The organism is Amycolatopsis sp. NPDC058986 (assembly GCF_042741125.1).
GTDB lineage: Bacteria > Actinomycetota > Actinomycetes > Mycobacteriales > Pseudonocardiaceae > Amycolatopsis.
Genome location: NZ_JBHYJW010000004.1, coordinates 216,141 through 226,985, shown reverse-complemented (window position 1 = coordinate 226,985; position 10,845 = coordinate 216,141). Strand labels below are relative to the sequence as shown.

Below are 10,845 nucleotides of genomic sequence, written 5' to 3'. Positions count from 1 at the left end.
GGGGGCGGCGCCCCCGGCGCGGCCCGCCCAGACCCGCCAGAAAGCCCCCCGTTTTCGCCGCGGGTCGTGCGGGGCCCCCGCCCAGCGGGGGCCCGCCCCACGTCCATTTCCTGGGCCTTCTTCGGCCGCTCCGCCCATTCGAGTGAGGCGCGCGTCGCTTTTCGCCCGATCGCGGTTAAGAGCATGTAAGACCTGGTAGAGGTGCCTCTGTTGGGCGGTAACATCGGTGACGCGTCCGCGCGATGCTTCCAGTGAGTGCAGGTTCGCGCACCTTGGGTGATCATTCCGCCCGTCACCGCCCTATGCCGCAGGGAGTCTCATGCCGTCGAACATCGTGCTCGTCACCGGGGTGGCCGGAGAGCTCGGCGGGAAGCTGCTCGCCCGGCTCGGCAACAATCCCGAGTTCGAGCGGGTGATCGGCGTCGATACCGTGCCGCCGGACAAGGCGGTGCTGCAGCGGATGGGGCGTGCGGAGTTCGTCCGCGCGGACATCCGCAACCCGCTGATCGCGAAGGTCATCAGCACCGCGAAGGTCGACACCGTGGTGCACGCCTCCTGCACGGCGCATCCGGCGGCCCCCGGCGGCCGGACGGCGATCAAGGAAGTCAACGTCATCGGCACCATGCGCCTGCTGGCCGCGTGCCAGCGTTCACCGCGGGTGCGCAAGCTGGTGGTGAAGTCGACCGCGGCCGTTTACGGCGCGGGGGCACGCTCCCAGGCTGTGTTCACCGAGGACTCCGAGCTGATCCCGACGTCGTCGTCCGGGTACGCGAAGGACGCCGTGGAGATGGAGGGCTACGTGCGGGGCCTCGCCCGGCGCCGCCCCGACATCACCGTGACGCTCTGCCGGTTCGCGAACGTCATCGGCCCCGAGGTCGACACGGTCCTTTCGCGGTACTTCGCGCTTCCGGTGGTGCCGACGGTCTTCGGCTACGACGCGCGGCTTCAGCTGCTGCACGCGTCCGACGCGCTGTCGGTGCTGGAGCGGGCGACGCTGGAGGACAAGCCCGGCGTGTTCAACGTCGGTTCGGACGGCGTGCTGACGCTGTCGCAGGCGATCCGCCGGGCGGGGCGGGTCGAACTGCCGATGCCGCGCATGGTCGTGCCCTCGGTGGGCAAGGTGCTGCGCGGCGCCAGGGTGGTCGACTTCTCGGCCGACCAGGTCCGGCTGCTCAATTTCGGCAGAGTGGTCGATATCACGAAGCTCAAGAAGGAATTCGGGTACACGCCACGCTGGAGCACCCGCGAGGCGTTCGACGACTACATCACCGGCCGCGGGCTACGGCCGGTGCTCGACGGCAGCAAGCTCGCCGGGCTCGCCGGCAAGGTGCTCGTCGCCGCCGCGACCGGTCAGGCGGTGCATCGGTGAGCCGGGCGACCAACTTCGAAGGCGAGGCGCACACCGTGAGCGGTGCCGAGGCACAGATCATTCCCCTGCACGGGCCCGGCCGGGAGAAGCAGGCCGATCCGGCCGCCGAGGCCGCCGGCGACCTGAGGGAGGCGGACGCGGCGAACCAGGACCAGGCGCGCCGGGAGGCCCCGGTGGTGGCCTTCCCCGGACGTTCCGCCGCACCGGAAGCATCGGACGAGCCCGACGGCGACCTGCTGCCCGCGTCGCTGGTGTCCGCGCTCGGTTTCCTGCGCGACCGGCTGACCGGCGACTACACCGTCGACGAGTTCGGTTTCGACGCCGACCTGACCGACGCGTTGTTCCTGCCGCCGCTGCGCGCGCTGTACCAGAAGTGGTTCCGCGTCAGCACTTTCGGCGTCGAGAACCTGCCCGCCGACGGTGGCGCGCTGCTGGTGTGCAACCACTCCGGCACGGTGCCGCTGGACGCGCTGATGACCGCGGTGGCCGTGCACGACGAGACGCCGGACTCGCGGCATCTGCGCTGCCTTGGCGCGGACCTGGTGTTCCGGGTGCCGCTGGTCGGCTCGTTCGCCCGCAAGTCCGGGCAGACACTGGCCTGCAACGAGGACGCGGAACGCTTGCTGCGCAAGGGAGAACTCGTCGGTGTCTGGCCCGAGGGCTTCAAGGGCATCGGGAAGCCGTTCTCCGCGCGGTACAAGCTGCAGCGGTTCGGCCGCGGCGGGTTCGTGTCCGCGGCGTTGCGGGCCGGGGTGCCGATCATTCCGGTGTCGATCGTCGGCGCCGAGGAGATCTACCCGAAGATCGGGGACATCCGGCTGCTGGCGCGGCTGCTGGGCCTGCCGTACTTCCCGGTGACGCCGTTCTTCCCGCTGCTCGGCCCGCTCGGCGCGGTGCCGCTGCCGACGAAGTGGAGCATCGAGTTCGGCGAGCCGATCCGGACCGACTCCTACGACGCGGACGCGGTGGACGACCCGATGCTGGTGTTCACGCTGACCGATCAGGTGCGCGAGTCGATCCAGCAGGCGCTGTACCGGCGGCTTTCGCAGCGGAAGAGCGTCTTCCGCGGCTGAGTTTCTTCTGGTTCCTGGCGCGAGGGAGGCCCTCGGTGGCGTCGCGGGGGGCGTCCCTCGGTGCGGTGGGGCCGTGCTGAAGGACGCTTTCAGTGCGTTGGTGGTGCTGAAGGACGCCTTCAGTGCATCGAGCGCACCGAAGGCGTCCTTCAGCACCGGCGCCGGAATCCGCCTCCAGCACGTTCGAGGGCTGCGCACGTCCCGAACGACGCGTTCGAGACGTTCAACGTCCGCAACGCGTCGTTCGCGACATGCTCCAGACCCGACCGGCCCCGTTCTCCGCGGTAGTCCACAGCCCCAGCCGATTGTGGACAACTCCGAGCCGCTCAGCTCGTTTTCGAGGTTCTGTCGCACCCCGGCGATAGACTGCTGGTGGGGCCGTCCCCCAGGGAGGGTGGGGGGATACCTATGGGAGGGAAACCCCGGCCCAGGGCGGGGAAGCGCCCCATGCCGGACACCGAGTGCCCGAGTGCCGCGTGTGCTGGTGAGGTCCGCCGGTTCCGCGGGCCGTGCGGGGAGCGGTCAGCGTTTGCGGTAGGCGAGTCCGGCCGCGACGGCGCCCGCCACCGCACTGGCACCCAGCACCGACGGGACGCCGATCTTCGCGGCCTTGCGGCCGGTGCGGAAGTCGCGGATCTCCCAGCCGCGGGCGCGGGCGACGTCGCGCAGGCCGCCGTCGGGGTTGATCGCGACGGCCGTGCCGACCGTCGAGAGCATCGGGACGTCGTTCTGCGAATCCGAATACGCCGTGCAGCGCTTGAGGTTCAGGCCCTCGCGCGAAGCCAGCGCGCGCACCGCGTGCGCCTTCGCGCGGCCGTGCAGCATGTCGCCGACGAGCCGTCCTGTGTAGACACCGTCGCGGGTTTCGGCGACCGTGCCGAGCGCGCCGGTGAGCCCGAGCCGCCGGGCGATGATGGCGGCGAGCTCGATCGGCGTCGCGGTGACCAGCCACACGCGCTGCCCGGCGTCGAGGTGCATCTGCGCGAGCGCGCGCGTGCCGGACCAGATCTTGTCCGCCATCAGCTCGTCGTAGATCTCCTCGCTGATCGCGGTCAGCTCCTCGACCGTCCGACCGGCCACAAAGGACAGTGCGCGTTCGCGGTGGGTCTTGATGTCTTCCTTGTTCTCCCGCCCGCCGAGGCGGAATTTCACCTGGCCCCACACGAAACCGGCCAGATCCGAGGTCGTGAAGAACTTCCGTGCGGCGAGCCCGCGGGCGAAGTAGAAGATCGACGCGCCCATCATCATCGTGTTGTCCACGTCGAAGAAGGCGGCCGCGGTGAGATCCGGCGGGGCGGGCGGCGCGGGCGGTTCGGCGACTTTCGTGGCAGCCTCGGCCGACGCCTCGCCCGCTAGCGCGGCGCGGCGTTCGAGCTCCTGGGTCTTGTCCTTGCTACGCCAAGCGGACACGCACACCGCCTCCAGGTCCAGCTACCGCCCCGGCGGCCCGGAACGTCCGGGATGCCTGAGCACAGCGTAGCGAGCGCTCACCTTCCCCGTCCGGGGTATGGCCTCCGTCACGGACCGGCAGTCACGCCGACGACAGTGACACCGACGACAGTCACGGGGCGACTGTCACGGGACGATGATGGGCGGCAGGCCGGGCAGCAGCGGCGGCAGCGAAATCCGCGGCGGCGGGGGCGGCGTCGGCGTCGGCAGTCGCGGCTGGGTCGGCGTCGGGATCGGCGGCGCGTACACCGGCGGCGGAGTCGTCCCGTGCGTCGGCGTGGATGACGGCTGGGTCGGCGACGTCGGCTCCGAGCCGGGCGACACCACGAGCTGCGCCGGCGGCGTCGTGGTCGTCCCGGTGGACGGTGGTGTGACCGGTTCCCCTGGCGACGGCACGACACCGCCCCCCGACGGCGGCACGGGGAGCGTCGAGCACTCGCCGCGTGCCGGAAGCGCACCCAGCTCGTCCGTCGAGCCGGTGGTGATCTGATAGCAGCCCAGCCGCGCGACCAGATCCGTCGAACGCTGCTGCACGCGGTCGAGCACGCCCCGCGCCTCGGTGAACGCGATCAGCGCGTCCGCGGGGGCCCTGGTCTCCTGGGTGGCCAGCAGCGACGACTGGTTCCGCGCCCACATCCGCAGATCGGCCAGCGGCTGGCGCCCCGCGTCGCCGATCGCGACCGTGGTCATACCCGAGACCCCGGCCCGCACCTCGGTGACGAAGTCGCCGAGCGTCCGCCGGTACACCTCGGCCTGCGTCGCCGGGGCCAGCTCGCCGAGTTCGGTGACCCGGTGCCCGGCGAATTCGAGGTGCTTTTCGGCCTTGGCCCGGTCGCCGAACGCCAGCCCGAGCGACGCCGACTCGCCGACGCGCTTCACGCCGTACAACGTGTCGCCCGGCAGCGCGTCCTTCGACAGCACCAGCCCGAGACCCGCGAGGGTGAGGAACGCCGCGGCCGCGGCGGCCGCCAGATTGGCCAGGCGGACCCGGCGGCGCCCGGGCGCGTCGGCCGACGCGGCCAGCCGTCCCGCGATCTCCGCGTGGATCCGCTGCCGCGTCTCGAGGTCCGGCGAACCGGTGTCGCCGAGCGCGCGCAAGGCGCCGACGACTGCCAGCTCGTCGGCGAACTCGCCGCTCCGCCGCTCCGGCGAAGGTTCGAGCGCGCGGGCGAACCGCTCATGCTCGGCTCGCTCCCGCGACTGCCACCCGGGCACGCCCACGGTCTTGCTCCGTCCCGCATCACCGGCCCCTGACTGCCGGTCTGGCAGGAAAAACGATTCAGCGCGCGCGAGAGTTACGGATTCCGGGCAATGAGTGCGAAGTTGCGAAGTTCAGCGCAAACCGGTGGGCAGAAGTTGTGCCAGACGTCGTACCGCGCGGTGCTGGAGCGCCTTGATGGCCCCTTCGTTGCGGTTCATGATCTGCGCCGTCTCGGCCACCGACAGCCCCTGCAGGAACCGCAGGATGATGCACTCCCGCTGGTCGTCGCCCAGTTCCGCGACGCAGCGCAGCAGTTCGGCGCGGGTGGCGTGGGCGATCGCCTGCTGCTCGGGCCCGGCGGGCACCGGGCTGCTCACGCCGGGAGCGTGTGTGGTGCCCGGCTCGCTGACCTCGTCGGTGACGACCTCGAGCCGGAAGCGGCTGGACTTCACGTGGTCGAGCACCAGGTTGCGGGCGATGGTGACGAACCAGGCCCCGACGTCACGGCCCTGGTAGCTGACCGACGTGATGCGGCGCAGCGCGCGCAGGAACGTCTCGCTCGTGACGTCCTCGGCGAGATCGCGGTCGCCCAGGCGGAACAGCACGTACCGGTAGACGACGTCGACGTACCGGTCGTAGAGCCGTCCGAACGCGGAGGTGTCGCCGTTCTGCGCGGCGCGCACCAGGTCCCATGCCTCGGCCTTGGCGGCTTCGGCGCGTTCGGTCTCGTCTGTGCTCACCGTGGTGTCTCCGGCTCGCCGGTTCAAGGGAACGGCTGCGCCGAGGACGCGCTCGGTGAACATCGCGACGGGCCGGTGGCCGGCGGCTGCGGTCGGCACGGTCATCGAGTGGCACCTCCGGCGTCTGCTCTGCCCCCGGTACCCCTGCTGACGACACTGCCCCCGCGCACAGGAGTACACCGTCCCGCGTGCCCCACGACCCCGTGGGCAGGCAAGTTCGTCACGGCGACTCCCTCTGCTCGACCGTCGGGCGTGATCAACACCACCCGGCGACGCAGTGCAGCATACGTGTTGTTACCGCGAAGTAGGTAGGGGTATCGAGGTTGCGGAAATGCGACGAACGCCAGGGATCCCCGTGACGGGGGAGGAGATGACAAACTGGCAACGGCTTCCGACGAGGAAAGTGGGGTACGCGTGACCGTCGAGGACGTTGCGCCGGAGGGAGTAACCGCGCTGCTCGGAAAGGCCGCGGCGAGCTGGCCGGACGGCGTCGCGGTCCGTGACACCGACAGTGACGAGGTGTTCACCTGGGGACAGCTGGACGCCGCCGCGGCCACTCTGGCGGGGAAACTCGCCGAGGCCGGGATCACCCCGGGCGACCGGGTCGCGCTGCGGCTGCCGACGTCCGCGGACTTCGTGATCGGGCTCTACGCGGCGCTGCGCGCTGGCGCGATCGTCGTCCCGATCTCCCCGCAGGCCCCGGCACCGGAGCTGCGCAAACTGCTCGACCACTGCGGCGCGCTCGTCGTGATCCAGCGCGATTCCGGGGACGAGCTGCCCGAGGACGTCGTGGCGTTGCCGCCGCGCGCCGGCGGCGCTCCCGCCGAGCCGGTCGACGTCGTGCGCGGCGGTGAGGACATCGCCGTCATCTCCTACACGTCCGGCACGACGGGCCCGCCGCGCGGCGTGATGCTCTCGCACCGCGCGCTGCTCGCGAACCTGGCGCAGCTGCGTGAGGTCCGGGGCTCGCTCGAACACACCGACCGCGTGCTGATCACGATCCCGTTGTTCCACGTCTACGGGCTCGGGCCGGGCCTGCTGCAGGCGACGGCCGTCGGCGCGACCGCGGTGCTGTCCGAGCGGTTCGAGGCGACCAGGACGCTCGAACTGTGTGCCGAACACCGCGTCACCTCGATCGCCGGGGTGCCGGTGATGTACGCCGAATTCGCCGCGCTCGGTGCCGAGGCGCTGGGCCGCGGCCTGGCCACGGTCCGGCGGATGAACTCGGGCGCCGCGCCGCTGCACCCGAAGGTGCTCACCGCGATCAGACAGGCCACCGGCCTCGACGTCTACGAGGGCTACGGGCTCACCGAATGCGCGCCGGTGGTGACGTCCACGTTGGTCACCGGCTACCCGAAGCCGGGGTCGGTCGGCCGCCCGCTGCCCGGGATCGAGCTGCGGCTGGTGGACAGTGACGGCGACGCCCAGGAACCGCCGCTCGACCCGGACGACCCCGACGACGTCTTCGACAACGCCGGCGGCACCGGGCTGGTCTCGGTCCGTGGCGCGAACCTGTTCTCCGGGTACTGGCCGGACGGGGCCGCCGGCCCGGCCGAGGACGGCTGGTACCGCACCGGCGACGTCGGCTACCTCGACAGCGAGGGCGATCTGCACCTGGTCGACCGGGCCAACGACCTGATCATCGTGAACGGCTTCAACGTCTTCCCGCGCGAGGTCGAGGAGGTCATCGGGCAGCTTCCGGAGGTCGCCGAGGCGGCCGTCGTCGGGGTCGTGGACGAGCGCAGCGGCGAGGCGGTCAAGGCGTTCGTGGTGCCGCTGGACGGCACTTCGCTGTCGGAGCAGCAGGTCGTCGAGCACTGCGCGGAGCGGCTGGCGGGATACAAGGTGCCGCACGCCGTCGAGTTCACCGACGCGCTGCCGCATTCGGCCACCGGCAAGCTCCGGCGTCTCCGGCTCCGCTGACGTGCCGTTAAGGCCACCTTGCAGGCGTCTGACGCCCGTAAGGTGGCCTTAACGGCACTTTGGGCAGGATGGACGTATGGCGCATCAGGTCACGGTGATGACAAGGGTCGGGTGTCCGTCGTGTGTGACGGCCGAGGCCGAGGTCGAGCGCATCTGCGGGGAGCTCGGGGTGCCGTGGGAGGCCGCCGACGTCGACACCGATCCGGAATGGCGTGCCGAGTACGGCGACCGCGTTCCGGTGATCCTCGTCGACGGCGCCGAGCACGGGTACTGGAAGGTCGAGGAGGACCGGCTCCGCGCGGCGCTGGCCTGACGTAATAGCCCGGTAAGGCCCGAATCCCAAGCCGGATCCGCCTTCCGCGTCGAATATGGACACGTGGAGGCTCAAGGGATTCGGAAAGAGCGGCTTTCGCTGCCGGTCGCCGCGCTGATCGGCGTCCTCGCGCTGGCCGCCGCGCTCGGTGTGGGGCATCTGGTCGCGGGGTTCGTCGGCTACGCGGCCTCGCCGTTCGTCGCGGTGGCGACGTTCGTGATCGACCACAGCCCACAGGGGATCGTGAAGTGGGCCGAACGCACCCTCGGCACGGCGGACAAGCTCGTCCTCAAGATCGGCCTCGGTGTCGTGCTGGTGCTGTTCGCGCTGGCCGCCGGACAGCTTTCGCGACGCAAGCCCCTGGCCGGCCAGGTGCTCGTCGCGGTGCTCGGCGTCGCCGGGATCGCCGCGGTGTACGTCCGGAACGACCTCGGCCAGATCTCGTTGCTCGCCCCGGTGGCCGCGCTGGTGGCGGGGCTCGCCGTGTTCACCTGGCTGCACCGGCTCGCGCTGCCGGTCGAGCCGCGGTCCTACGACGGCGAGTCGCGCCGGAAGTTCCTGGTCACCGGTGTCGGTGTCGCGGCAGGCGCGGGTGTCGCCGGACTGGGCGGACAGCTCCTCGGGACCAGCACGAACGCCGAGGGCTCGCGCGAGGCGATCGGACCGCTCGTCCCGGCCCGCACCGTGCCGCCGATCCCGCCGGACGCCGACTTCGCCAAGCTCGGCACGCCGCCGTTCGTCACCCCGGCCGCCGACTTCTACCGCATCGACACCGCGCTGGTCGTCCCGCAGCTGCGCAGCGAGAAGTGGAGCCTGCGCATCCACGGCATGGTCGACCGCGAACTCACCTTGTCCTACACCGACATCCGCTCGCGCCCGCTCGTCGAGCGGCTCGTGACGCTGACGTGTGTGTCGAACGAGGTCGGTGGCCCGCTGATTTCGAACGGCAGGTTCCTCGGCGTCGATCTCGCCGATCTGCTGCGCGAGGCGGGGGTACGGCCGGGCGCGGAGCAGCTGGCCGCCACCAGCGCCGACGGCTGGACCTGCGGTACCCCGATCGGCGCGGCACTGGACCCGGAGCGTGGCGCGATGCTGGCGATCGGCCTGAACGGCGAACCACTGCCGGTCGAGCACGGCTTCCCGGCACGGATCGTGATTCCCGGGCTGTACGGCTACGTCTCGGCGACGAAGTGGGTCACCGACCTCGAAGTGACGACCTGGAGCGCGCGCCAGGCTTATTGGCTCAGCCGCGGCTGGGCTCGCGAGGCGCCGATCAAGACGGAGTCCCGCATCGACACGCCCAGCGGGTTCGCGCGGGTGACCGCGGGGAAGGTGCGTGTCGCCGGGACGGCGTGGGCCCAGCACACCGGGATCGCGAAGGTCGAGGTGCGGCTGGACCAGGGGCCGTGGCGGGAGACGACGCTTTCCGCCGAGGTCAGCAAGGACACCTGGCGCATGTGGTGGACCGAGCTCGACGTCCCGGCGGGCTCGCACCAGGTGTTCGTCCGGGCCACCGACCGGTCCGGCTACACCCAGACCGAGGCCCGCGCGGACCCGGTCCCGGACGGCGCGACCGGGTGGCATTCGGTGACACTGGACGCACGCTGACCACCCCTTCCACGGTTCGGACTGGGTGCTCCGCTATAAAAACCTTGGGTGGCGACCCGGCACAGCTCCGGGTGACGAGACAGTCTTGTCGTGGCGTTCCCGGACCGAACAGGGAGTGATCGTTGTGGTGAAGCTTCGCGGCGTCGCCGGAGCCGGCATCGCGGCCGTGGCCGTGCTGGCCCTGACGGCCTGCAACCCGGACGACGCGGCGTACAGCGGCAAGGCCGAGCAGTACAAGTCCGCGACGCCGCCCGCCCCCGCGCCCGCCTCGGCGCCGGTGAGCACGGTGTCGACGCCGAGCCCCGCCGAGGGCGGCGGCTCCGGTGTTTTCGGCTCCGCGTGCGAGTCGCTGCCGCACGGCAGTGAGGCGGGCAGCGTCACCGCGATGGGGCAGCAGACGGTCGCCGCCGCTGCCGCGGCGAACCCGCTGCTGACCAAGCTGTCGGCCGCGATCAGGAACGCGAACCTGACGGACTCGCTGAACAGCGCGCCCGCGGTGACCGTGTTCGCGCCGTCCGACGAGGCCGTCAAGGCGTACGGCGAGACGAAGTTCAGCCAGCTGAAGGGCACCGAGCTGACGTCGCTGCTGAACTTCCACGTCGTCGGCAAGCGCCTCGACGCCAAGGGTCTTGAGGCCGCGAAGACGTCCCCCACGCTCGCCACCGACGGCGGGCAGCTGACGTTCGCGGGCACCGGGAACCAGCTGACCGTGAACGGCGCGAAGATCCTGTGCGGGAACATCGCGACCAAGAACGCGACCGTGTTCGTGATCGACAAGGTCCTCACCCCCGGTTCTACCGGGAACTGAGGCCCTCTCTGCTCGAAGGTCCGTGAAGGCCTCCTTCACAGCGTTGAGCGCTGTGAAGGAGGCCTTCACGGCTTTGATGGGGTTCTCCGGGGGCGCGGCGTGTGCCCGAGGGACACCCTGGCGCGTTGGCTGCGACGAGGGCGTCCCTCGGTGCGTTCAGTGCACCGGGGGCGTCCCTGGGTGGGTGGCGGGTGCACCGAAGGCGTCCCTGGGTGCGGTGGGGTGCGACGGGGGCGTCCGTCGGTGAGCTGAACGCACCGAAGGCGTCCCTCGGCACATCCGGGTCCGGCGCGCGTGTCCTGAACGACGCGTTCGAGACGTTCAAGGTCCCGAACGGAGCGTTCGGGACATACTCGGCCGG

At 71.1% G+C, this 10,845-nt stretch carries 9 protein-coding genes; 6 read left to right on the top strand and 3 right to left on the bottom strand.

Features of this window, described 5'->3' with window-relative positions:
* Window positions 1-319: 319 nt before the first annotated feature.
* Both ACFW0G_RS06010 and ACFW0G_RS06005 read left to right on the top strand, forming a co-directional pair.
* Entirely contained in the window at window positions 320-1,369 is a 1,050-nt protein-coding gene (locus ACFW0G_RS06010; protein WP_378323652.1) for an NAD-dependent epimerase/dehydratase family protein, read from the top strand.
* Window positions 1,366-2,442 carry a lysophospholipid acyltransferase family protein gene (locus ACFW0G_RS06005; RefSeq protein WP_378323651.1) on the top strand — a complete coding sequence of 359 codons (1,077 nt, stop codon included), beginning with the start codon at window positions 1,366-1,368 and terminating at the stop codon, window positions 2,440-2,442. Before ACFW0G_RS06010 ends, ACFW0G_RS06005 begins: the two co-directional genes overlap by 4 nt.
* 522 nt (window positions 2,443-2,964) lie before the next feature.
* Here the strand turns inward: ACFW0G_RS06005 and ACFW0G_RS06000 are convergent.
* From ACFW0G_RS06000 to ACFW0G_RS05990, 3 genes are all read right to left on the bottom strand, one after another.
* Window positions 2,965-3,867, bottom strand: coding sequence for an HAD family hydrolase (locus ACFW0G_RS06000; RefSeq protein ID WP_378323728.1), 903 nt, complete (start codon window positions 3,865-3,867; stop codon window positions 2,965-2,967).
* 150 nt (window positions 3,868-4,017) lie between these two features.
* Window positions 4,018-5,112, bottom strand: coding sequence for a DUF5667 domain-containing protein (locus tag ACFW0G_RS05995; RefSeq protein ID WP_378323650.1), 1,095 nt, complete (start codon window positions 5,110-5,112; stop codon window positions 4,018-4,020).
* Between the two features lie 111 nt (window positions 5,113-5,223).
* Entirely contained in the window at window positions 5,224-5,937 is a 714-nt protein-coding gene (locus ACFW0G_RS05990; RefSeq protein WP_378323649.1) for a sigma-70 family RNA polymerase sigma factor, read from the bottom strand.
* Window positions 5,938-6,246: 309 nt separating this feature from the next.
* Here ACFW0G_RS05990 and ACFW0G_RS05985 point away from each other — a divergent pair, with 309 nt between their 5' ends.
* The 4 genes from ACFW0G_RS05985 to ACFW0G_RS05970 all read left to right on the top strand — a co-directional run bounded on the left by ACFW0G_RS05985 (window position 6,247) and on the right by ACFW0G_RS05970 (window position 10,484).
* The gene (locus tag ACFW0G_RS05985) at window positions 6,247-7,755 is read left to right on the top strand and encodes an AMP-binding protein (protein ID WP_378323648.1); all 1,509 of its coding nucleotides are present in this window, start codon (window positions 6,247-6,249) and stop codon (window positions 7,753-7,755) included.
* Between the two features lie 76 nt (window positions 7,756-7,831).
* Entirely contained in the window at window positions 7,832-8,068 is a 237-nt protein-coding gene (locus ACFW0G_RS05980; protein ID WP_378323647.1) for a glutaredoxin family protein, read from the top strand.
* Between the two features lie 63 nt (window positions 8,069-8,131).
* Window positions 8,132-9,676, top strand: coding sequence for a molybdopterin-dependent oxidoreductase (locus tag ACFW0G_RS05975; protein WP_378323645.1), 1,545 nt, complete (start codon window positions 8,132-8,134; stop codon window positions 9,674-9,676).
* A gap of 124 nt (window positions 9,677-9,800) precedes the next feature.
* Window positions 9,801-10,484: a fasciclin domain-containing protein gene (locus ACFW0G_RS05970; RefSeq protein ID WP_378323644.1), complete on the top strand. Its 684-nt coding sequence runs from the start codon at window positions 9,801-9,803 to the stop codon at window positions 10,482-10,484.
* Window positions 10,485-10,845: the final 361 nt, after the last annotated feature.